Source organism: Roseixanthobacter finlandensis, assembly GCF_043195105.2.
In the GTDB taxonomy this organism is placed as follows: domain Bacteria; phylum Pseudomonadota; class Alphaproteobacteria; order Rhizobiales; family Xanthobacteraceae; genus NCEH01.
This window is the reverse complement of record NZ_CM195536.1, coordinates 740973-762211: the sequence shown is the minus strand read 5'-3', so window position 1 is coordinate 762211 and position 21239 is coordinate 740973. Positions and strand designations below refer to the sequence as shown.

Below are 21239 nucleotides of genomic sequence, written 5' to 3'. Positions count from 1 at the left end.
CAAGAAGAGACCCCGAAGGGGGGATGGCATGGAAACGTTCGACTATATCATCGTCGGAGGCGGCACCGCCGGGTGCATCCTCGCCGCGCGCCTCTCGGAAGACCCCAGGCACAGCGTGCTGCTGCTTGAGGCGGGAGGGCCGGACAACGGCTTCTGGATCCCCATCCCCGCCGGGTTCTCCAAGCTTCTCAGCGGTGCCGCGTTCAACTGGCGCTTCACCACCGAGAAGGAAGAGAACACCGGAAATCGCGAGATCGTGGTGCCGCGCGGCAAGGGTCTCGGCGGCTCCACGCTCATCAACGGCATGATCTATGTGCGCGGCCAGCCGCAGGATTACGACGGCTGGGCCCAGCGCGGCGCGACCGGCTGGAGCGCCGCCGACGTACTGCCCTATTTCCAGAAAATGGAGACCTTCGTCGCGCCGGACGCCGACCCCTCGCGCGGCACCTCCGGTCCGCTGAACGTGGTGCGGGTGGCGGAGCGGCCGGTGCTCTCGGAAGCCTTCATCGCCGCCGCCGAGGAAGCCGGATATGCCCGAAACCCGGACTATAACGGCCCCGACCAGGCCGGCTTCGGCTATTATCAGGTCAACCAGAAGGACGGCCGACGCTGGACCGTGGTGGACGCCTATCTGCGCCCGGCGCTGGGCCGGCCGAACCTGAAGGTCATCACCCACGCCCATGCGCTAAAGCTGGAATTCGAGGGCCGCCGCGCCAGCGGCGTGCGCTATCGGCGCGGCGGCAAGGATCTAGTGGCACGGGCGCGCGGCGAAATCCTCCTCACCGCCGGCGCGGTACAATCGCCGCAATTGCTGGAATTGTCCGGCATCGGCCATCCCGACACGCTCGCCGCCGCTGGCCTGCCGGTGTTTCATGCGCTGAACGGCGTCGGCAATAATTACCGCGACCATTTCGCCACCCGCATGAACTGGCGGGTGAAGTTGCCCATCACCCTCAACGAGCAGACGCGCGGCCTGAAGCTGGCCCGCGCGGTGGCGCAATATTTCCTCACCCGCACCGGCATCCTCACCCTCGGCACCGGGCTCGCCCATGGCTTCGTGAAGACCCGGCCGGAGCTGGAAACCCCCGACATCCAGTATTTCTTCATGCACGCGAGCTATGCCAACGCCGCCGACCGGGCGCTGGACCATCTGCCGGGCATGACCATCGGCGTCACCCAATTGCGCCCGCAATCCATCGGCTCGATCCATGTGAAATCGGCCGACCCGTTCGCCCAGCCCTCCATCCGCCCGAACTTCCTGGCGGTGCAGGAGGATTGCGACAGCCTCGTCGGCGGCATGAAGATCGCCCGCGCCATCATCGGGCAGACGGCCATGGACCCGTATCGCGCCTATGAGATGAACCCCGGCCCGGACGTGCAGAGCGACGCGCAATGGCTGGATTTCGCCCGAGCCACGGGGCAGACCATCTATCACCCCATCGGCACCTGCGCGATGGGCACCGGCCCCGCCGCCGTGGTGGATCCGCGCCTCAAGGTGCACGGGCTCGACGGCCTTCGGGTGGTGGATGCCGCCATCATGCCCACCATCGTCTCGGCCAATACCCAGGCGGCCGTGATGATGATCGCGGAAAAGGCCGCCGACCTCATCAAGGCCGACGCAAAGGGGTGAGCCGGCCTGATTGAGCAGCGGCGTCCTCATCGCTAGGGTGACCTCTGAGTGACCCCGGTGCGGCATGGACACGATCTGGCTCGAAGATTTCCTGGCGCTGCTGGACGAAGGCGGCTTTTCCCGCGCGGCGCACAAGCGCGCCGTCAGCCAATCCGCCTTCAGCCGGCGCATCCGCGCGCTGGAGGACTGGGTGGGCGTGCCGCTGATCGAGCGCACCACCCATTCGGTACGCCTGACGGCGGCGGGGGAGCGTCTGCGCCCGGTGGCGGAAGAAACGCTGCGGCGGCTCCACCAAGGCCGGCATGAGGCGCTCCTCGCCGCCCAGGCGAGCGGCGCGACCATCCGCTTCGCCGCCACCCACGTGCTTTCGCTCACCTTTTTCCCACCCTGGCTGCGCGACCTGGAAGCGCGGCTTGATTCCCCGGCCACGTTCGAACTCACCGCCGACCATATGGTCGCCTGCGAAAACCTGATGGTGGAGGGCAAGGCCCATCTGCTGTTGTGCCACCATCATCCCGCCGCGCGCACGCGGCTGGAAGAGCCGGCGTTTCTCTCCACGACCATCGGCGAAGATCGGCTGGTGCCCGTGGGCACGCCGGCGCGGGTGCGAGTGGGCGGGCCCTATCTCGCCTATGCCCCGACGTCGGGCATGGGACGCATTCTTGCCGCCTCTGGCGTTGCGCGCGGCGATGGCAGGGAACCCGCCTTCACCTCCCATCTGGCGGGCGTGCTCGCCACCCTCGCGCGGGATGGGCGCGGCATCGCCTGGGTTCCGCTCAGCCTCGTCGCCGCCGATCTGGAAGCCGAGCGCCTCGCCCGCGCCGGCAGCGCGGACGATCAGGTGGCCATGGACATCCGCCTGTTCCGCCCCCGCGCGCGCCAGAATGCTGCCGTCGAAGCCTTGTGGACGGCGGTGACGGGACCGACGCAGGCGCCGCCCGCTATTTCGCCTTGATGAGAAACTGCCATTGCGGCGGGAACGTCACCAATATGTCCTGGCGGCCGATGAGATGGGCATAGCCGCGCCAGTCGCGGGCGAAGGAAACAGGCTCGCGCGGGAGAATGGGTATCTCCGCTGCCAAAAACAGCATGCGCACAAGCAGCATCGCGGCAATCGCCTTCACCCAGCGATTTACATCATCGAATATCAGGGACGAAAGACAGAAAGCCGCAAGCACCGCTGGAATATAAAAATAACGATCCCCATTCAATCCGATGAACGCATCATACGTATTTTTGAATTTGTATAAAACAGATGTAAAAATAGCAAATATCAGGAAAATGAATCCTGCTCGAAGCACCCTTTGATGGCCGTAAAACAATCCCAAAATCATGAGAGCGCAAAAAGCAATGCTCAAAGCGCCAATTTCACGGGAAACCGGCTCAATCCAGCGCAATAAAATCTGGATGAAGGTTCTGACAAGATGACTCTCCCCAGCCGAAGAGACGGTTACGACCTGATTTGCGATGAAATGAAGTTGAACCAAGGCGCCGCACAAGGCGATCGCCACCAAGATTGCGCCGAACCCGTCGCGGGTGCGAAAGGCGCGCGCGGCGCGATAAACCCAGAGCGGCGCGGACACGATCATGAACGGGCCAGTCAGCGCTGTCGCAAGCACAAAAGCGAGCTGGTTGCCCCTGGCGAACCGCGATGACGGGACGGGTCCGAGCGCCAGCACCGGCAAGGCACACGCCATGACCCATTGCAGATTGGCCGGGGTCGCCCACACCTCCCCGGAATGGGGGACCAAGGCCAGAAGCAAGCCGAAGATGACGCCCTGCGCGCGCGCCCCCGACGACACAGAAAGGACGGCCGCCGTCCATGCCGACATCAGGACGCTGGCATAAACATAAAAGGCCGGATGAACCTTATAGGAAAAAAATTCCGCCAGGGCGGCAATCAACCGAGGAGCGAAATTGAGATAGCCGGAATATGGAATGAGGAAAGGCTCGTAAAACGGGTCCCGATAAGCATGAAACCAGAAAATCGGCAAATCCTCGGCCCAAAAACTGGGCTGGGCCAAATAGATATTGATCCTGAAAAGCATGATGATGAAAAAAATGAACGCTGTTCCAAAAAACACAGGAACATCGCCCACGTCCACACGCTGCAACGACCGCATCATCGCGGCCGGCCCCGGATACACTCGCATGGTCGCCCCGCCTTCCGAGTAAGGCAGATACCATAAGCGCCAACGCGGCAAAACCGCTCCCCCGCGGCCTGGACCTGCGGCAGCGCGTTGAACTTGCGGCGGCGGTGGCGCAGAACGGGGCGTCGCCGCGTAAGGATCATTCATGCTCCCATCCGATATCGAGGACCGCAAAGCCCGCGCCCGCGCTTGGTTCGAAGATTTGCAGGGCCGCATCATCTCCGCCTTCGAGGCGTTGGAGAACGAGGCGCCCGCCGCGCTCTATGCCGGCCCAGCCGCGACCTTCGAGCGCTCGCCCTGGAACCGCACCGACCATAGCGGCGCGCCGGGCGGCGGCGGCACCATGGCGATGATGCGCGGGCGCCTGTTCGAAAAGGTCGGCGTGCACACCTCCACCGTGTTCGGGGAATTCGCCCCCGAGTTCCGCGCCCAGATCCCCGGCGCGGCGGAAGACCCGCGCTTCTGGGCCTCGGGCATCTCGCTGATCGCGCACATGACGAACCCCCATGTGCCGGCCGTGCACATGAACACGCGCTTCGTCGTCACCACCAAGAGCTGGTTCGGCGGCGGCGCGGACCTCACCCCGGTGCTGGACCGCCGCCGCACCCAGGACGATCCCGATACCGTCGCCTTCCATGCGGCGATGGAGGCCGCGTGCGCGCCGCATGCCGTGGCGGACTACGCCCGGCTGAAGGCGTGGTGCGAGGAGTATTTCTTCCTCAAGCACCGCAACGAGCCGCGCGGGATCGGCGGCATTTTCTACGATTGGCTGGACAGCGGCGATTTCAATGCCGATTTCGCCTTCACGCAGGATGTCGGCCGCGCCTTCCTGGACATCTATCCCCGCCTCGTGCGCGCCAATTTCCAAACGCCCTGGACCAAGGACGACCGCGAGGAACAGTTGGTGCGGCGCGGGCGCTATGTGGAATTCAACCTGCTTTATGACCGGGGCACCATCTTCGGCCTGAAGACCGGCGGCAATGTCGCCTCCATCCTCTCCTCCATGCCGCCGGAGGTAAAATGGCCCTAAATTGCGCTTTGTACCGCTTCGCCCCAGCCGTGTGATGGCACTGTCATAGAAGCCGTTTAGGCGGAAGCATCTGTTGAGGAGATGCTGCAATGGCCTTCGCGCCCGGTGAAATCGTTCAACTCAAGTCCGGCAGCCCGGCCTTGACCGTTATCGCCGTTGAAGGCGAGATCGTCGAAGTGTTGTGGTTCGCCGAGGAAGTGGTCGAATTCCGCACCCAGAAGCTTCCGGCTATCGCCCTCGACGCGCTGGAGATCGAGGAATTCGACCTCGACGAAGACGAAGAAGAAGACGAGGAAGACTGATCTTCGCCTCGGGCTCTCCGCCCGGCAGGTCGCGTCGCGCGCCCGTTGCGAGACGTCGCGCGTTTCAACACGGCGCGGCGTTCGACATCTAGGCGTATTGGACATCTCGACCTGTTCGACATCGAAGGCCCTTCCCCGGAAGGGCCTTTTGCGTTTCAGGGTCGCGCCAGCGCCGCGATCGCACGCAGGCTCTGCGCGTCGGCTGGAAAATCCGCTGCGATCCAGGCCTCCTCCATGCGCGCCAGCGCAGCCCCGAGCGCCGGGCCCGGCTTGAGCCCCTCGGCGATGAGATCGGCGGCGCAGAACGGCGCGGCCGGCACCGGCCAGGCGCGGGCCAGCGCCAGCAGCCGCGCCACCTCGTCGCCTCCCCGAGCGCCGCGCGCCGCGCCAACCAGAAGCCGATCCTCGAACGCCGCGCGCCCGAACCGATAGATCGCCGCGCGGGCCTGCCGCGCATCCATCGCCCCGCGCCCCGCGCCCGCCATGCCCTGGAGCCGCTTGAACGCCGCGTTGGACAGGCGCAGCCCCTCGCGCAACCGCTCCGCATCTTCCAGGATGCGCACGGCCAAAACGCCGAGCCGGCGCACGGCATCGGGCGGCAGGCCAAGGGCAACGTCCAATGCAGCGAGGCGTTCGAAGGAGATCAGATCCGGCACGCCGCCCAGGATTGTGGGCAAAAATCCGGTCTCGCCCATCAGCCGCACGGTGGGCGCGGCGCCTTGCACGACCAGGAGCTTGAGCAATTCACTCCCCACCCGCTCGCGCGACAGGCGCAGGATGCCGGCCCGCAGGCAGATGGCGGCGGAAAGCGCGGCTGCATCCATTGGGCCGCGCCCATAGGCGGCATGGAAGCGGAACAGGCGCATGATGCGCAGATGGTCTTCGCGAATGCGCGTTTGCGCATCCCCGATGAAGCGCACCCGCCCGGCACGCAGATCGGCAAGGCCGCCCACGAGGTCGATCACCCGGCCCTGCGCGTCGGCATAAAGCGCGTTCATGGTGAAGTCGCGCCGCGCGGCATCCGCCATCCAGTCGCGGCCGAAACGCACCTGCGCGTGGCGCCCGTCGGTCTCGATGTCCTCGCGCAGTGTGGTCACCTCGAACGGCGTGCCGTCAGCGATCACGGTCACCGTGCCGTGGGCAAGGCCGGTGGGCACCGCCTTCAGCCCGGCCGCGCGTGCGCGCCGCATGGTCTCTTCCGGCACGGCGGTGGTGGCGAGATCCACTTCGCTCACCGGCCGCCCCAGCAGGGCATTGCGCACCGCCCCGCCGACGACCCGCGTCTCCTCGCCCGCGCCATCCAGGGCGCCGAGTACCCGGCGCAGCGGCGCGGCCGTGAACCAGGGAGCATCAGCGAGCGAAGGCGCGCTCATTCGAAGCGGCCCGGAACGAGCACCCCATCCTTCACCTCGGCGGGAATATAGCGGGTGCCCGGCGGCGCGCCGCGCCCGTGCTCGAAGGCCAGCAGGCCGAGCGCCATCAGCACGATCGCGATCACCGACAGCACCCCCATCATGCGCGGCGACCATTCCGCCGGCAGAATGGACCCCCGCGTCACCAGCAGCAGCAAGGCGTAAAGAACGAACGGCGTGAGGAACAGGCCGCCTTCGATGAGGAGGGTGCGCAGCATCAACCATAAACCCGATCGTAGAGATTGCGCAGGATTCCCGCCGTGGCGCCCCAGATGAAGCGCTCGCGATAGGGCATGGCGTAGAAATGGCGCAGCACGCCGTTGCGCTCGCCGGACTGCCGCAGATGGTTCGCGGGCGTCATGAGGAAGGCGAGCGGCACTTCGAACGCCTCCTGCACCTCGCCGGGATTGAGCCTCATCCCATAATCGGGATCGAGACGCGCCACCACGGGCGCGATCCAGAATCCGGTGCTGGAGAGATAGCCGTCGAGAAAGCCCAAAGGCTCGATGAAATGCGCCGCGATGCCCACTTCCTCATTGGCTTCGCGCAGGGCGGCCGCCACCTCGTCCTTGTCCTCGGGGTCCACCCGCCCGCCGGGAAAGGCGATCTGGCCGGGGTGGTGGGAGAGGTGAGACGAGCGCAAGGTCAGCAATACCGTCGGCTCGGCGCGGGCGACGATGGGCACCAGCACGGCGGCATGGCGCGGCGCGCGCTGCGGCAGCAGGGTGGCCGGATCGGTGGCGAGCGCGTGATCCCCATTGAGGCCGGCCGCGCTTTCGGGGGAAAAGGGCGGCGGCGGTGCCGCTCGCAGTCGGGTCCGGGCCCGGGCGGCGAAATCGTCGAACGTGTCCATGCGCGTCTTCAGCAGCTCCGTCATGTCGAGGCCCGGTCCAATTCGTCCGCCGCCATCATGGGATAGAAGCAGCCGCCGGAGGCGATCCCGAACATGGGCACGCCCTCAAGCTCCCGCACCTCGCCCCGCTCCACCAGATCCACGAACGCGGCGCGGGTGAGGCGCGCCTCCAGCCCGTGGCGTACATGGAGGTAGGGCCGCACTTCGCCAACCCCTGCCCCCGGTGCGAAGCGCAAATCATGGCCGGGGCCGCAGCGCACGATGTCGTCCAGATTGGTGCGGAACACCAGTACCTTGCCCGCCTGCGTCTCTTCTTCCGCGAAATCCACCGCGAGGAACGGGGCATCCTCGACAATGAGCCCCACCTTTTCCGCCGGCGTCTTCAGCATGAAGCGCCCGTCCTCCCGCGTCAGCACGGAGGCGAACAGCCGCACGAGGGCGGGCCGGCCGATCGGGGTACCGGCATAGAACCAGGTGCCGTCGGCAGCGATGCGCATATCGATGTCGCCGCAATCGGGCGGATTCCAGCGCTCCAGCGGCGCCGGGCCGCGCCCGCCGGCAGCGGAGGCCGCCGCCATCAGGGCATCGAGCCGCCCCGTTCCGCCGGGCGCTGCCTGCGCGGGCACTTTTGGCGCTGCATCGCGGCTGTCTGTCATGGGCTCCTCGCGATGAGTTGAGCATGCGAACTTGTGCGTATGCGAAGCTGTGGTTCGACGCGGCGCAAACATATCGTAAGCTGGTCGTTCCGGCCTCCGCGAACTTTAGCGTCGGGAAGGTGGATTTGCGGGCCTCGTCTTGCCGTCTTTGGGCGGGAAGATGCCTCGCCAAAGGAGAAGCGTGGATGTCGGCACCAAGCGAGACGTTCGATCTGGACCAGATGATCATCCGCAATGCGGAGGCGGCCGCCGCCAGCGTGCGCACCGCGCGCGCCGCCATTGCCTCGGTGATTTTCGGCCAGGAAGCCGTGATCGACCATGCCCTCATTACCATTCTCGCCGGCGGCCACGGGCTTCTGGTGGGCGTGCCCGGTCTTGCCAAGACCAAGCTCGTGGAAACCATGGGCACGGTGCTCGGCCTCGATGCCCGCCGCGTGCAATTCACCCCGGACCTCATGCCCTCCGACATCCTCGGCGCCGAGGTCCTGGAAGAAAGCGCCGGCGGCAAGCGGGCGTTCCGCTTCATCCGCGGGCCGATCTTCGCCCAGCTTCTGATGGCCGACGAGATCAATCGCGCCAGCCCGCGCACCCAGTCCGCCTTGTTGCAGGCGATGCAGGAATATCACGTCACCGTCGCCGGCGAGCGGCACGATCTGCCCAAGCCCTTCCATGTGCTCGCGACCCAGAATCCGCTGGAGCAGGAAGGCACCTATCCCCTGCCGGAAGCCCAGCTCGACCGCTTCCTGATGGAAATCGACGTGGATTATCCCGATCGCGATGCCGAGCGGCGCATCCTGTTCGATACCACGGGCGCGGAAGAAACCAAGCCGCGCGCCGCCATGAGCGTGGAAGACCTGCTCACCGCCCAGCGCCTCGTGCGCCGCCTGCCGGTGGGCGATTCGGTGGTGGAAGCCATTCTCACCCTGGTGCGCTCGGCCCGGCCCAATGCGGAAGGCCCGGAGCAGAAATTGATCGCCTGGGGGCCCGGTCCGCGCGCCAGCCAGGCGCTGATGCTGGCGGTGCGCGCCCGCGCGCTGCTGGACGGGCGCTATGCCCCCTCGGTGGACGATGTGTTGGCGCTCGCCGAACCGGTGCTGAAGCACCGCATGGCGCTCACCTTCTCCGCCCGCGCCGAAGGTGAAACCGTGCCGCGCATCGTAAAGCGGCTCGCCGGCCGGCTCGGCTGAGGCGCGGCGCGTGGAGGACACCACCCAGCGCTCGGTCGCCCGTGCCTCGCAGGATTCCGCCGCGCTGGCCGCCGCCATGCCGCGGCTGGTCCTAGAGGCCCGACGCATCGCCTCCAGCGTGCAGCATGGGTTGCACGGGCGGCGGCGCGTCGGCACGGGGGAGAATTTCTGGCAATATCGCCGTTTCGCGGATGGCGAGCCGGCAGCGCGGGTGGACTGGCGCCGCTCGGCCCGCGACGACCATTTGTATGTGCGCGAGCGCGAATGGGAAGCCGCCCATACGGTGTGGATCTGGCCCAATCTCTCGCCCTCCATGGATTATGCCTCGCCCCGCCTGCCGCCCAAGCGCGAGCGCGCGCTGGTGCTCGCCTTCGCCCTCGCCGATCTGTTGGTAAAGGGCGGCGAGCGGGTGGGCATGCCCAATCTGATGCGTCCCTCCGCCAATCGCCGCATCGTCGAGCGCATGGCGGAAGCGGTGCTGCATGCGCCCGAGCACCCGGCCCTGCCGCCCGCCTTCAATCCCTCGCCCTTGTCGGAACTCGTGCTGCTGGGCGATTTCTGGAGCCCTACGGAAGCGGTGACGACGCGCATCCGCGATCTCGCGGGCACCGGGGCGCACGGCCATGTGGTGCAAGTGGTCGATCCGGCAGAGGAGACCTTCCCGTTCTCCGGCCGGGTGGAATTCCACGGCCCGGACGAGGCACTCTCGCTCACGGTCGGGCGCGCGGAAACCTGGCGGGCCGATTATGAGACCCGCCTTGCCGCCCATCGCGCCGCCATCCGCGCGGCGGCGGAAGGCATGGGCTGGGCGTTCGCCGTCCACCGCACCGATCGTCCGGCGAGCGAGATGCTGCTGACCTTGCATTCGCGCATGGGCAGCGGGGAAATTCTCAGCCCCGCCGCCACGCAGGCCGACAGCGCGAGGAGCCCTGCGCCATGATGGGGCTGCCGCTCGCCTTTTCCGCTCCGCTGATCCTGACCGCGTTCCTGGCGCTGCCGCTGCTGTGGTTCGTGCTGCGCGTGGTGCCGCCGAAGCCACGCGAAATCGTGTTTCCGCCGATCCGGCTGCTGTTCGACATCAAGCCGAAGGAGGAGACGGCGGCCCGCACCCCCTGGTGGCTCACCGCGCTGCGGCTGCTGCTGGCGGCGCTGGTGATCTTCGCCGCTGCTGGTCCGATCTGGAATCCGCCGGCCGCCACCCCTTCCGCCAGCGGGCCCATGGTGCTGCTGCTCGACCAGGGCTGGCCCGCCGCCGCGAGTTGGGAGGCGCGCAAGGCCGCCGCCGCCGGCTTCATCGACGAGGCGGAAAGCGGCGGGCGCGGGGTCGCGCTCATCCCCACCGCCGACGTGCCCAAGGACGTGACCTTGCTGCGCCCGGGCCAAGCGCGCGACAAGCTGCGCTCGCTGGAACCCGTGCCCTATGCCCCGCCGCGCAAGGAGGCGCTGGCGCTGGCCGGACGGCATCTCGCCGCCGAGCCCGAAGCGGGGCTGATCTTCATCAGCGACGGCGTGGATTTGAAGGCCGACGATACCCTCGCCGCCGATCTCGCGGCGCTGAAGCCGGCGCATCCGCCGCTGGTGATTTCCGGCGGCGTGGATGCCCCGCTCGCCCTTGCCGCGCCGGAGAATGCCGCCGGCGCCCTGACGGTTAAGGTGCTGCGCCCCACCGCCGGCACGGGCCGCGCGGGGCGGGTGGAGGCGCGCGACCTCAAGGGCTTGAGCCTCGGCGAGGCGAATTTCGCCTTTGCGCCCGACGCAACCGAGACCGAGGCGCGCTTCGAACTTCCGGTGGAGATGCGCAACGACATCGCGCGACTGGAGATCGTCGGCCAGCATTCGGCGGGCGCGGTGCAATTGCTCGACAAGCGCTGGCGCCGCCGCACCGTGGGCGTGGTCTCCGGCGCGAGCACCGACACCAGCCAGCCGCTGCTGGCGCCGACTTATTATCTGTCCCGCGCGCTCGGCCCGTTCGCCGACGTGCGGCTCGCCGACAGCGGCGCGCCGGCCGAGGCGATCAACCGCTTCCTCGACCAGCGCCTGCCGGTGATCGTGCTGACCGACGTGGGCACGGTGCCGCCCGCCACCCGCACGCGGCTCGCCCGCTTCGTGGAAGATGGCGGCGTGCTGGTGCGCTTCGCCGGTCCGCGCCTCGCCAATGCCCAGGACGATCTCTTGCCGGTCCATCTGCGGCGCGGCGGACGGGTGCTCGGCGGCTCGTTGTCGTGGGAGACGCCGCAGGCGCTCGGCAGCCTCAGCCCGGACGGGCCGTTCCGCGACCTCGCCTTGCCCAACGACGTGGTGGTGACGCGCCAGGTTCTCGCCGAGCCCGACGGCGCGCTCGGCGAGCGCACCTGGGCGGCGCTGAAGGACGGGACGCCCCTGGTCACCGGTGCCCGATGGGGCAAGGGAGAAATCGTGCTGTTCCACGTCACCGCGGATACCTCCTGGTCCAATCTTCCTCTCTCCGGCACGTTCGTGGAAATGCTGCGCCGGGTGCTCGCGCTCGCCGATACCAATGCCCTGCCCGCCGAGCCGGCGGCGGCCAACGCGGCAGCCGGCGCGCCGGTCGGCCTCGCCAGCGCCGCGCCCGCGCCCACCGTGGTGCCGCCCAGCCGGGTGCTGGACGGCTTCGGCACCTTCCATCCCCCCGGCGCGACGTCGCGGCCCATCCCTGCGAATTTCTCCGGCCGCGCCTCCGCCGACCATCCCCCGGGCTTCTACGGCCCGCCGGACGGGCTGATCGCCGTGAATGCCTTGCTGCCGGCCGACCGCCTCGCGCCGCTGGACCTCTCCGCCCTCGGAGCGGCGGTGGAGCCCTTGCGGGAAAACGCGCCGCACGATCTGCGCGGTCCGATCCTGATCGCCGCGATGGTTCTGCTGCTGCTTGATGCGCTGGCCGTGCTGATGCTCGGCCGGGGCCTGAGCCGGCTCGGTCCCCGCCAAGGCGCGGGCGGGAGCGCGGGCGCGGGAAAGACGCCCGCGAAGGCGGGAACGGCGGCGCTGCTCGCGTTCCTGGCCGCATTCGGCAGCCTCGCCCTGGTCGCCCAGCCCAGCCGCGTCTTGGCCGCCGACGAGGATTTCGCCCTGAAGGCGACCTCCCAGACCCGCCTCGCCTATGTGCTGACGGGCGATGCGGAAACCGATGAAATCAGCCGCGCCGGGCTTGAGGGGCTGACCAATTTCCTCAGCGCGCGCACCGCGCTCCAGGCCGGGCCGACCATGGGCGTGGACATCGCCAAGGACGAGCTGGCCTTCTTCCCCCTGCTCTATTGGCCCATTCTCCCCAATGCCCCGGTGCCCCCGGCCGCCGTGCTCGCGCGCGTGGATGCCTATATGAAACAGGGCGGCACGGTGATTTTCGACACCCGCGACGCGCTGGAAAGCCCGCAAGGGCCGGGCGCGCCGCTCTCGCCCGCCGCCGCGCGCCTGCGCGAACTGCTCTCCGGCCTCGATATTCCCGAACTGGAGCCGGTGCCACGCGATCACGTGCTCACCAAGGCCTTCTATTTGCTCAAGGAGTTCCCCGGCCGCTTCACCGGAGGCACCACCTGGGTGGAAGCGCTGCCGCCCGCGCAGGAGGGCGAGGACCGCCCCGCGCGGGCGGGCGACGGGGTGTCCCCCGTCATCATCACCTCCAACGATCTGGCCGGCGCCTGGGCCGTGGGGCCGGACGGCGATCCGCTGCTGCCGCTCACGCCGGGCGAGCCACGCCAGCGCGAGTTCGCCTTCCGCACCGGGGCCAATATCGCCATGTATGTGCTGACCGGAAACTACAAGGCCGACCAGGTGCATGTGCCGGCCCTGCTGGAACGGCTGGGGCAATGAGGAAGAACGTGATGGATGATCTTCCGCGCACCTGCCGTCCGCTCCCTCTCCCCGAGGGGGAGAGGATTGGGGTGAGGGCGCACCGCCCTCTCCATATTGAAGCGCCGGAGCCCCCTCACCCGACTGCTGCGCAGCCGACCTCTCCCCCTCGGGGAGAGGTGGAACCCAACAGACGCATCCGTGAGACCGGCCTGCCTTTGGCGGGCCAGTTTAAGGACGCCGCATGAATTACGGCCTCGCCTTCGAACCCTTCGTGTCGCTGCCGATCCTGCTCGCCCTCGCGGCGGCGGCGGTGGTGCTCGCGGGGTTGCTGCTGGCCTCGCGCACGCGCGGCGCGGCGTTCCGTGCGCTCGCGCTGCTGGTGGGGCTGCTCGCGCTCGCCAATCCCTCGCTGACGCGCGAGGAGCGCGAGCCGCTCTCCTCCGTGGTCGCCATGGTGGTGGACAAGAGCGCCAGCCAGGATTTCGGCGACCGCAACGCCCAGACCGAAGCGGCCCGCGCCGCGCTCGCCGAGCGCCTCGCCCGCATTCCCAATCTGGAAGTCCGCACCATCGAGGCCGATGCCCGCAATGGCGAGACCGACGGCACACGCCTGTTCTCCGCCCTCTCCGCGGGCCTGGCGGACGTGCCGCCGGAGCGTGTGGCCGGCGCCGTCCTCATCACCGACGGGCGCGTGCACGACGTGCCGGCGGATGTCGCCGCGCTCGGCTTTTCCGCGCCCGTGCATGCGCTGATCACCGGCAAGGCCGGCGAGCGCGACCGGCGCGTGGCGTTCGACAAGGCGCCGCGCTTCGGCATCGTCGGCCAGAAGCAGACCATCACCTTTCGCGTCACCGACGAGGGCGCGCCCGCCGGTGCCCGCGTTCCCGCCACCGTGCGGCGCGACGGCGAGGTGATCGGTACGCCCATCGTCACCGCCGGCCGCACCGCCAGCATGGATGTGGAAATCACCCATGCGGGGGCGAACATCATCGAGATCGAGGTTCCCCCGCTTGCGGACGAGCTGACGCAGGTGAACAACCGCACCGCCGTTTCCATCGACGGCGTGCGCGACAAGCTGCGGGTGCTGCTGGTGTCCGGCGAGCCCAACGTGGGCGAGCGCACCTGGCGCAACCTGCTGAAGAGCGACGCCAATGTGGACCTCGTCCACTTCACCATCCTGCGCCCGCCGGAGAAGCAGGACGGCACGCCCATCAACGAACTCTCGCTGATCGCCTTCCCGACGCGTGAATTGTTCCAGACCAAGATCCGCGACTTCGACCTGATCATCTTCGACCGCTATTCCCAGCAGGGTGTGCTGCCGCAGATCTATTTCGACAATATCGTGCGCTATGTGCGCGGCGGCGGCGCGGTGCTGGTGGCGGCGGGAACCGATTATGTGGATCCCGGCTCGCTCTACAACACGCCGCTCGAAGCGATCCTGCCCGGCATTCCCACCGGCAACACCACGGAAGCGCCGTTCCGCGCCGCGCTCACCGATGCGGGCAAGCGTCACCCGGTGACGCGCGCTTTGCCCGGTTCGCAGACCGAGCCGCCGCAATGGAGCCGTTTCTTCCGCGTGATCGATTCCAGCGTGCGCTCGGGCACGGCGGTGTTGGGCGCGCCCGGCGACAAGCCGGTGCTGATCCTGGACCGGGTGGGCGAAGGGCGCGTGGCGCTGCTGCTCTCCGACCATATCTGGCTGTGGGCGCGCGGCTATGAGGGCGGCGGCCCCTATATCGACCTGCTGCGCCGCCTCTCCCATTGGCTGATGAAGGAGCCGGACCTGGAGGAGGAGCGCCTGAAGCTCTCCACCTCCGGCCGCGACCTGGTGGTGGAGCGCCAGACCATGGGCGACACCGTGCCGCCGGCCGTCATCACCCCGCCCACCGGCGCCCCGCGCACGCTCACCCTCTCGCAGGTGGAGCCGGGCCTGTGGCGCGCCACCACGCCGGCCGACCGTTTGGGCCTGTGGCGCGCCGCCAACGGCAATCTCAACGCTTTGGTGAACATCGGCCCGCTGAACCCGAAGGAATTCGCAGAGGTCACCTCGACCCGCGAGGTGGTTGCGCCGATCTCCACCGCCACCGGCGGCGGCATCTGGCGCCTCGCCGATCTCAATGGCGGCGTGCCCCGCGTCGTCACCATGAGCACCGGCGAGCGCCTCGCCGGCGAGGACTGGATGGGGCTTCGCACCCGCGACGTCTCCGTTGTGCGCGGCATCGGCCTGTTCCCGCTGTTCGCGGGGCTTTCCGGGCTGCTGCTGATGCTCGGGTTTATTGCCGCGACTTGGGTGCGGGAGGGGCGGTGAGCAAGGAGGACCGTGCGCAGAGTGTGCAGAGCTTAATTTTATTCAAAGATACTTTGCATCATCTCCAATCAACATATCTCGCATGTTGTGAGTGACGGGAAATCCATAGCCTTTCCAGTCGGGCCGAAAAAGAAGCTGTCCCGCCTCATGATAGCTGCTGGTGTAGATATCAGCTGCGATCATCTGCATGGCGATCACGAGCGCCTGAACGGAATCGAAGCCGTGGGCCACCATTGTTTGCCGACCCTCTGGCCAATCCGTCTCATAGCGACAGGTCCAAGCGACGCCCGAGAATTCCGGCGCATAGATACGTATTGGGACTTCGACTTCGCGATCTTGCAATGTAAGCATAAGTGTGCGAGTCGCGATCATTCAAAACCTCAATAGCTCAGTGGAGGAAGTGGCCTCCGGATAAGCACGCCGCGTATCTTTCCGAAGCATGTATATGGCAGGACAAAACTCCGACCATAGTGCAATGAAAAATGTCTCATTGAGACGCCCTCAGGGCTGCGGCTTCGTCTCCGTTTGTACTGCCCGCTCCACCGCTGCCCGGAGCGTTGGCAGCAGATGAATGGAACCGGCGACATTCAGATGACCCGTGTCGACATACCCAAGGTCGCCATTTGGCAGGGTCGGGCGACAAACGCTCGCGTCGCAGAACGCGGGTCGCGGCAGCACCAGTTCGACGCCTTTGGTCTCCTCCGCGATTCCCCTCAAGCCCGCCTCGACGGGCGCCGCAGCCTCGGCGACTTGGACGGACTCGGCGTTGCAACTGCCTTCGTCCAGGCCCAGGAAGCGTTTGCGTATGACGCAACGCGCTCCCGCCTCCCGGGCGAAGCCTGCCGGCGGCCCCACCAATATCACCCGTTTGCCGGCGGTGGTCAGTTGCAGCACTGCGTCCTTCACGGAGGCGATGGACGCCGGCAGAGTTTCGTCATTCGCCCAATTGCCGGCGATCACGACAACCCGCACCCGTGGATCCGCGACCAGCGCCGCCATGCTTTGGGTGCGAAAGGCTGCCCGATCCGCCACTTCACGCGCGGCAAACCGATTGCCCCCCTCCCCCCGCTGGAAAGCGCTCGCCTTGGTCACCTGAAGCAAGCCGTAGCCGCTGTCGCGAGCGATGGCATCGAGCGCAGGCGCATGGTGATTGGCAAACGAATCCCCCCATAGGGCGATCAGGGGTGCGTCGGGCGCTAGGTCGCCGAATCGGCATTGGACGCCCGGCGGCGCGAGCCCCGCCCCTTGAAGGCAGGTGCGGGTGCCGCGCCACATGTCGTCCAACGCGGCCTGCGCCTTGAGGAACGCCGGGCTTGCGCGGCCGGGCAATCCGCCCGAAGCCGCCAGCCCAAATCCCGCACCCGCCAGGCAGGCCAGCGCGAGCAGCCCCGCGCCAATGCTGGCCCATTGCGAACGCCGCCCGGCGGGGCCACGGCGGCGGAACCGGCTCTCCACATATCGCCAAGAGAGGAAGGACACGCCAACAGCCGCGCCCACAAGAAGGACGCCGGACACCAGCCCTGGATCGTTACCGGTGTGAAACTTAAAGAAGCCGAAGATCGGCCAGTGCCAAAGATAAAGCGAATAGGAGATAAGCCCGACGCCGGCAATCGGTCGCAACGCCAGCAGCCGCCCGATCCGCGTCGTTCGGCCGTGCTCCCCGGCCCAGATCACCAAGAGCGCGCCGCCTGTCGGGAGCAGCGCGGAGAGACCGGGGAACAAGGTATTATGATCGAACAGCGCCATGGCGGCGACGATCATCGCCAGTCCCACCCCCGCCATCACCTCGGGCACCAGACGCCCCCGCAGCGGCGGCACAAGCCTCAAAGCAAGCACGGAACCCAGCAAGAGCTCCCAGGCCCGAGAGGTGAAATTGAAGAAGGCGCTATTTGGCCGAACGAAGGTGTTCTTGGTCGCTTGATAGAGCGAGGCCAGCAGAATCCCCCAGATGAAAAGACCGCGAAAGCGTTTCAAGCGGGGATGTGAGAGGACGATCAGGGCCAGTGGGAAGAACAGATAGAACTGCTCCTCCACAGCCAACGACCACATGTGCAGAAAAAACTGTTCTTCTGCACCCGGCGTGAAATAGCCAGAGACCGCCACGAAATAGCGGTTGGCCATGAAGACCGATGCATATTCCAACGACTGCCCAAAAGCGACGAGCATTGCTGGCGGCAGGGTCGCGACAGCCGCAAGTGTCGTGACCAGAGCCACGAGCGCGTACGCGGGCACGATGCGCCGAACCCGTCGATCATAGAAGGTGATGAAACTGAAGCGGTCCCTGTCGAGATCCGCCGCAATGATCGATGTGATCAGATAACCGGAGATGACGAAAAAGACGTCTACGCCCACAAAGCCGCCCGGCACCAGGGCGGCGTGCGCGTGATAGAGGACCACCGGCACCACTGCGAGCGCGCGCAGGCCGCTGATGTCTGCTCTGTACTGCATGCGAATGCTAAATCCTGGGCGGCCGCCCAGGCTTTGAGGGCCGTCGCGGCGGAACATGCGGGCGGCAGGCCAAGCACAGCCCTCGGCGCACGAACCGCTGCTCGGCCCACCCCGAGGCTTCTAACCGCCTCCCACCCGCGCCCCTTTTAATGAACAGCCACCGCCCCTGTCACCCCCGCGCGGCCGCCCGTTCTTCCGATGCGCGCAACTTTTCCGCCCTTTTGGTGGCGATGGAGGCGATGATGACCGCGACCGTTACCACGCCGATCAGGATCGAGCAGGCGGCGTTGATCTCCGGCGTCACGCCGAGGCGCACCTGGGAATAGATGCGCATGGGCAAGGTGGTCGCGCCCGGCCCGGTGGTGAAGCTGGCGATGACCAGATCATCCAGCGAGAGCGTGAACGCCAGCATGAAGCCGGAGAGCACCGCCGGCAGGATCAGCGGCAGGGTGATGGTGAAGAAGGTCTTGAACGGCGGGCAGCCGAGATCCAGCGCGGCTTCCTCCAGCGAGCGGTCGAAGGTGACGAGGCGCGATTGCACCACCACCGCCACGAAGCACATGGTGAAGGTGATGTGGGCGAGCGTGATGGTCCAGAAGCCGCGTTCGAAGCCGACCGCCACGAACAACAGCAGCAGCGACAGGCCGGTGATGACTTCCGGCATCACCAGCGGCGCATAGGTCATGCCGGAAAACAGCGTGCGCCCGAAGAACCGGCCATAGCGCGTGAGCGTCAGCGCCGCCATGGTGCCGAGCACGGTCGCCGCCAGGGAGGAGATGAAGGCCACGCGCAGCGTGACCCAGGCGGCATCGATGAGCTGCTCGTTCTGGAACAGCGACACGTACCATTGGAAGGAAAAGCCCGCCCACACGGTGACCAGGCGCGAGGCGTTGAAGGAATAAATCACCAACAGCAGGATGGGGATGTAGAGAAACGCAAACCCCAGCACCAGCGAGGTGACGTTGAACCAGGAGAGGTTCTTGTTCATTTCCCCGCCTCCAATTGGCGCGCCTGGATGTTCTGGTAGATCACGATCGGCACCACCAGCAACAGCAGCAGCAGCACCGCCACCGCCGAGGACGAGGTCCAGGAGCGGTTGACCGTGAATTCGGTCCAGAGCGACTTGCCGATCATCATGGTGTCGGAGCCGCCGAGAAGATCGGGAATGACGAACTCGCCCACCGCCGGAATGAAGCACAAAAGCGCCCCCGCCGCGACGCCGGGCAAGGAGAGCGGGAAGGTGATGAGCCAGAATGCCCGCGCCGAGGGACAGCCGAGGTCCTCCGCCGCCTCCAGCAAGGTGGGATCGAGCTTTTCCAGCGCCGAATAGAGCGGCAGCACCATGAAGGGCAGATAGGAATAGACGATGCCGATATAGACCGCGAGATCGGTGTTGAGGATCTCCAGCGGCGTATCGATGACGCCCATGCCCATCAGCGCCTGGTTCAGCAGCCCTTCCGGCGAGAGGATGCCGATCCAGGCATAGACGCGGATCAGGAACGAGGTCCAGAACGGCAGGATCACCAGCATCAGCAGTGTCGGCTGGATGGAGCGCGGCGCCCGCGCCATGGCATAGGCGATGGGATAGCCCACCAGAAGCAGCAGCACGGTGGAGATGGAGGCGATGACCAGGCTGGAGCCATAGGCGCTGATGAATTCGTTATCGAAGCTCAGCACATAAAAGTAATTGGCGAAGGACAGCTGGGAGACATAGTCCTTCAGCCCCGCCCAGCCCTGGGAAAGATCCAGCAGCGGCGTATAGGGGGGCGAGGCGAGGATATCCTGGGACAGGCTGATCTTCACGACGATCAGGAATGGCACCAGGAACAGCGCGAGCAACCACAGATACGGGATGGCGATGACGAAGAGCCGTCCGCGTCCCTTTTCGCCGGCCATGGGCATGGTGCGTCTCCTTCAGCGGGTCAGGACCACGCCGGCGCTCGGCGCGAAGGTGACGAAAACCTTGTCTTCCCAGGAAATCGGCCGCTCCACCACGCGCGACTGGTTGGGCAGCGACACCTTGATGCGCGTGCCGCACGGCAGTTCCACGTGATAGATTGAGAGATCGCCGAGATAGCCGATGTCCCAGATCTCGCCGGAGAAGCAATTGCGGCTCATGTCCGCCGGGGCGTCGAGCGAGATGCGCATCTTCTCGGGGCGGATGGCGAGCCAGGCGGTGTCGCCGGCCGCGGCCTCGACACTCTGGGCAATCTCGATCGGCGCCGGGGTGAGGCTGCTGCTCAGATGCACGTCGCCGTTGGCGCAGCTCTCCACCTTGCATTCAAGCATGTTCACGTCGCCGATGAAGTCCGCCACATAGCGCGTGGCGGGGGCTTCATAGATGGTGGAGGGCGGCGCCACCTGCACCAGCACGCCGTTGTTCATCACGGCGATGCGGTCGGCCACCGTCATGGCCTCTTCCTGGTCGTGGGTCACGATCAGGAAGGTCATGCCCAGGTCCATCTGCAGGTCCATGAGCTCGAACTGGGTCTCCTCGCGCAATTTCTTGTCGAGCGCGCCCAGCGGCTCGTCCAGCAGCAGCACTTTCGGGCGGGTGGCGAGCGAGCGGGCGAGCGCGACGCGCTGGCGCTGGCCGCCGGACAATTGGTGCGGCTTGCGCTGGGCGAATTTCTCCAGCTTCACCAGCTTCAGCATTTCGGCGACGCGCCCGGCGATCTCGCCCTTGGGCATGCCCAATTGCTTGGGCCCGAAGGCGATATTCTCAGCGACGCTCATGTGGGGAAACAGCGCGTAGGACTGGAACATCATGTTTACCGGCCGCTTATAGGGCGGCACGCCGGCAAGATCCTGCCCGGCAAGCAGGACGCGCCCCTCGGTCGGCTCCTCGAAGCCGGCGAGCATGCGCATCAAAGTGGTCTTGCCGCAGCCGGAGGGGCCGAGCAGCGCGAAGAACTCGCGTTCGTAGATGTCGATGCTTACATGGTCGACGGCGGTGAATTCGCCGAAGCGCTTGACCACATTGTCGAACCGGATCAGCGGCGTTGCCGCCGGATCGGTCCATGGCGCGAAGGAGCGTCTCACGGCTCCGATGGTTTGCGTGCGCGCCTTTTCGGTTGCCATCGGCTCCCCCGGTCCGCCTATGCCTGCGGCAAGGCTAGCATCAATCCGGCGCCGCTCAAGTCTTGTGCACGCGCAAAAAACAGAAGAACGGCGCCCAAAGAAGCGGCAAATGGACCGGGAGGCTTAACGCCCGGTGCCTTTCACCACCTGTCGGCCCCGCAGGAAGCGATGGAGGGCGGCCCGATGGGGCTTTTCGGCCGGTTTGTGCCCCGGTTGCAAGGTTGACCACAGATCCGATCGCCCATGGGCTTGCACCCTCAGCCGGCTTGTGGCAAGGAACCCCCCACTCGCGGCGGACCACTCCGCCGCCGGTTCGGTTCTGTCACCTGCGCGCACCATGCACGCATGTTTCCCAAGCCTCCTCTCTCCGAGGTC

At 66.8% G+C, this 21239-nt stretch carries 18 protein-coding genes; 8 read left to right on the top strand and 10 right to left on the bottom strand.

The annotated features are described in order from the left end of the window. The first annotated feature begins 28 nt into the window (after window positions 1-28). Window positions 29-1630 carry a GMC family oxidoreductase gene (locus tag V5G24_RS03535; protein ID WP_394079612.1) on the top strand — a complete coding sequence of 534 codons (1602 nt, stop codon included), beginning with the start codon at window positions 29-31 and terminating at the stop codon, window positions 1628-1630. 64 nt (window positions 1631-1694) lie between these two features. Beyond that, window positions 1695-2585, top strand: a complete 891-nt coding sequence (locus tag V5G24_RS03530; protein ID WP_394079610.1) for a LysR family transcriptional regulator — start codon at window positions 1695-1697, stop codon at window positions 2583-2585. On the opposite strand, the gene V5G24_RS03525 is transcribed toward V5G24_RS03530, so the two are convergent. Further along, entirely contained in the window at window positions 2572-3927 is a 1356-nt protein-coding gene (locus tag V5G24_RS03525) for a hypothetical protein (protein ID WP_394079608.1), read from the bottom strand. The two genes, V5G24_RS03530 and V5G24_RS03525, sit on opposite strands and share 14 nt — an antisense overlap. Between V5G24_RS03525 and hemF the strand changes: the two genes are divergently transcribed. Together hemF and V5G24_RS03515 are read left to right on the top strand one after the other, a co-directional pair. Then, window positions 3926-4810 (top strand): oxygen-dependent coproporphyrinogen oxidase, encoded by an 885-nt coding sequence (gene hemF, locus V5G24_RS03520; RefSeq protein WP_394079606.1) that lies wholly within the window; start codon window positions 3926-3928, stop codon window positions 4808-4810. The two genes, V5G24_RS03525 and hemF, sit on opposite strands and share 2 nt — an antisense overlap. 89 nt (window positions 4811-4899) lie before the next feature. Next, window positions 4900-5112, top strand: coding sequence for a DUF2158 domain-containing protein (locus V5G24_RS03515; RefSeq protein ID WP_394079604.1), 213 nt, complete (start codon window positions 4900-4902; stop codon window positions 5110-5112). A gap of 155 nt (window positions 5113-5267) precedes the next feature. Here the strand turns inward: V5G24_RS03515 and V5G24_RS03510 are convergent, their stop codons facing one another. The 4 genes from V5G24_RS03510 to V5G24_RS03495 are packed head-to-tail and all read right to left on the bottom strand — an operon-like array spanning window position 5268 to window position 8033. After that, window positions 5268-6485 (bottom strand): CCA tRNA nucleotidyltransferase, encoded by a 1218-nt coding sequence (locus tag V5G24_RS03510; protein ID WP_394079602.1) that lies wholly within the window; start codon window positions 6483-6485, stop codon window positions 5268-5270. Continuing rightward, on the bottom strand, window positions 6482-6742 hold the full coding sequence (locus V5G24_RS03505) for a DUF6111 family protein (protein WP_394079600.1): 261 nt from the start codon (window positions 6740-6742) through the stop codon (window positions 6482-6484). Before V5G24_RS03505 ends, V5G24_RS03510 begins: the two co-directional genes overlap by 4 nt. Then, the gene (locus V5G24_RS03500; RefSeq protein ID WP_394079598.1) at window positions 6742-7401 is read right to left on the bottom strand and encodes a CoA pyrophosphatase; all 660 of its coding nucleotides are present in this window, start codon (window positions 7399-7401) and stop codon (window positions 6742-6744) included. The genes V5G24_RS03505 and V5G24_RS03500 overlap by 1 nt, the downstream gene beginning before the upstream one ends. Beyond that, a complete protein-coding gene (locus V5G24_RS03495; protein WP_394079596.1) occupies window positions 7398-8033 on the bottom strand; it encodes a DUF1285 domain-containing protein in 636 nt (211 codons plus the stop codon). The genes V5G24_RS03500 and V5G24_RS03495 overlap by 4 nt, the downstream gene beginning before the upstream one ends. 185 nt (window positions 8034-8218) lie before the next feature. Here V5G24_RS03495 and V5G24_RS03490 point away from each other — a divergent pair, with 185 nt between their 5' ends. The 4 genes from V5G24_RS03490 to V5G24_RS03475 all read left to right on the top strand — a co-directional run bounded on the left by V5G24_RS03490 (window position 8219) and on the right by V5G24_RS03475 (window position 15335). Next, the gene (locus V5G24_RS03490; RefSeq protein WP_394079594.1) at window positions 8219-9220 is read left to right on the top strand and encodes an AAA family ATPase; all 1002 of its coding nucleotides are present in this window, start codon (window positions 8219-8221) and stop codon (window positions 9218-9220) included. 10 nt (window positions 9221-9230) lie between these two features. Then, a complete protein-coding gene (locus V5G24_RS03485) occupies window positions 9231-10160 on the top strand; it encodes a DUF58 domain-containing protein (protein ID WP_394079592.1) in 930 nt (309 codons plus the stop codon). Next, entirely contained in the window at window positions 10157-13045 is a 2889-nt protein-coding gene (locus V5G24_RS03480) for a DUF4159 domain-containing protein (protein WP_394079590.1), read from the top strand. The genes V5G24_RS03485 and V5G24_RS03480 overlap by 4 nt, the downstream gene beginning before the upstream one ends. A gap of 223 nt (window positions 13046-13268) precedes the next feature. Further along, window positions 13269-15335, top strand: a complete 2067-nt coding sequence (locus tag V5G24_RS03475; protein WP_394079588.1) for a hypothetical protein — start codon at window positions 13269-13271, stop codon at window positions 15333-15335. A gap of 42 nt (window positions 15336-15377) precedes the next feature. Here V5G24_RS03475 and V5G24_RS03470 read toward each other — a convergent pair whose 3' ends face one another. From V5G24_RS03470 to V5G24_RS03450, 5 genes are all read right to left on the bottom strand, one after another. Next, window positions 15378-15707, bottom strand: coding sequence for a DUF6968 family protein (locus tag V5G24_RS03470; protein ID WP_394079586.1), 330 nt, complete (start codon window positions 15705-15707; stop codon window positions 15378-15380). A 129-nt stretch (window positions 15708-15836) separates the two neighbouring features. Beyond that, the gene (locus V5G24_RS03465) at window positions 15837-17783 is read right to left on the bottom strand and encodes an acyltransferase family protein (protein ID WP_394079584.1); all 1947 of its coding nucleotides are present in this window, start codon (window positions 17781-17783) and stop codon (window positions 15837-15839) included. Between the two features lie 169 nt (window positions 17784-17952). Continuing rightward, window positions 17953-18771: an ABC transporter permease gene (locus V5G24_RS03460; RefSeq protein ID WP_394079582.1), complete on the bottom strand. Its 819-nt coding sequence runs from the start codon at window positions 18769-18771 to the stop codon at window positions 17953-17955. Beyond that, a complete protein-coding gene (locus tag V5G24_RS03455) occupies window positions 18768-19685 on the bottom strand; it encodes an ABC transporter permease (protein WP_394079580.1) in 918 nt (305 codons plus the stop codon). Before V5G24_RS03455 ends, V5G24_RS03460 begins: the two co-directional genes overlap by 4 nt. Before the next feature lie 12 nt (window positions 19686-19697). Then, window positions 19698-20864, bottom strand: a complete 1167-nt coding sequence (locus tag V5G24_RS03450) for an ABC transporter ATP-binding protein (protein WP_394079578.1) — start codon at window positions 20862-20864, stop codon at window positions 19698-19700. Window positions 20865-21239 lie beyond the last annotated feature (375 nt).

Coding starts and splice junctions, on each gene's coding strand:
- V5G24_RS03535 (WP_394079612.1), top strand. CDS start 29: ATGGAAACGTTCGACTATATCATCGTCGGAGGCGGCACCGCCGGGTGC.
- V5G24_RS03530 (WP_394079610.1), top strand. CDS start 1,695: ATGGACACGATCTGGCTCGAAGATTTCCTGGCGCTGCTGGACGAAGGC.
- hemF (WP_394079606.1), top strand. CDS start 3,926: ATGCTCCCATCCGATATCGAGGACCGCAAAGCCCGCGCCCGCGCTTGG.
- V5G24_RS03525 (WP_394079608.1), bottom strand. CDS start 3,927: ATGAATGATCCTTACGCGGCGACGCCCCGTTCTGCGCCACCGCCGCCG.
- V5G24_RS03515 (WP_394079604.1), top strand. CDS start 4,900: ATGGCCTTCGCGCCCGGTGAAATCGTTCAACTCAAGTCCGGCAGCCCG.
- V5G24_RS03510 (WP_394079602.1), bottom strand. CDS start 6,485: ATGAGCGCGCCTTCGCTCGCTGATGCTCCCTGGTTCACGGCCGCGCCG.
- V5G24_RS03505 (WP_394079600.1), bottom strand. CDS start 6,742: ATGCTGCGCACCCTCCTCATCGAAGGCGGCCTGTTCCTCACGCCGTTC.
- V5G24_RS03500 (WP_394079598.1), bottom strand. CDS start 7,401: ATGACGGAGCTGCTGAAGACGCGCATGGACACGTTCGACGATTTCGCC.
- V5G24_RS03495 (WP_394079596.1), bottom strand. CDS start 8,033: ATGACAGACAGCCGCGATGCAGCGCCAAAAGTGCCCGCGCAGGCAGCG.
- V5G24_RS03490 (WP_394079594.1), top strand. CDS start 8,219: ATGTCGGCACCAAGCGAGACGTTCGATCTGGACCAGATGATCATCCGC.
- V5G24_RS03480 (WP_394079590.1), top strand. CDS start 10,157: ATGATGGGGCTGCCGCTCGCCTTTTCCGCTCCGCTGATCCTGACCGCG.
- V5G24_RS03475 (WP_394079588.1), top strand. CDS start 13,269: ATGAATTACGGCCTCGCCTTCGAACCCTTCGTGTCGCTGCCGATCCTG.
- V5G24_RS03470 (WP_394079586.1), bottom strand. CDS start 15,707: ATGATCGCGACTCGCACACTTATGCTTACATTGCAAGATCGCGAAGTC.
- V5G24_RS03465 (WP_394079584.1), bottom strand. CDS start 17,783: ATGCAGTACAGAGCAGACATCAGCGGCCTGCGCGCGCTCGCAGTGGTG.
- V5G24_RS03460 (WP_394079582.1), bottom strand. CDS start 18,771: ATGAACAAGAACCTCTCCTGGTTCAACGTCACCTCGCTGGTGCTGGGG.
- V5G24_RS03455 (WP_394079580.1), bottom strand. CDS start 19,685: ATGCCCATGGCCGGCGAAAAGGGACGCGGACGGCTCTTCGTCATCGCC.
- V5G24_RS03450 (WP_394079578.1), bottom strand. CDS start 20,864: ATGGCAACCGAAAAGGCGCGCACGCAAACCATCGGAGCCGTGAGACGC.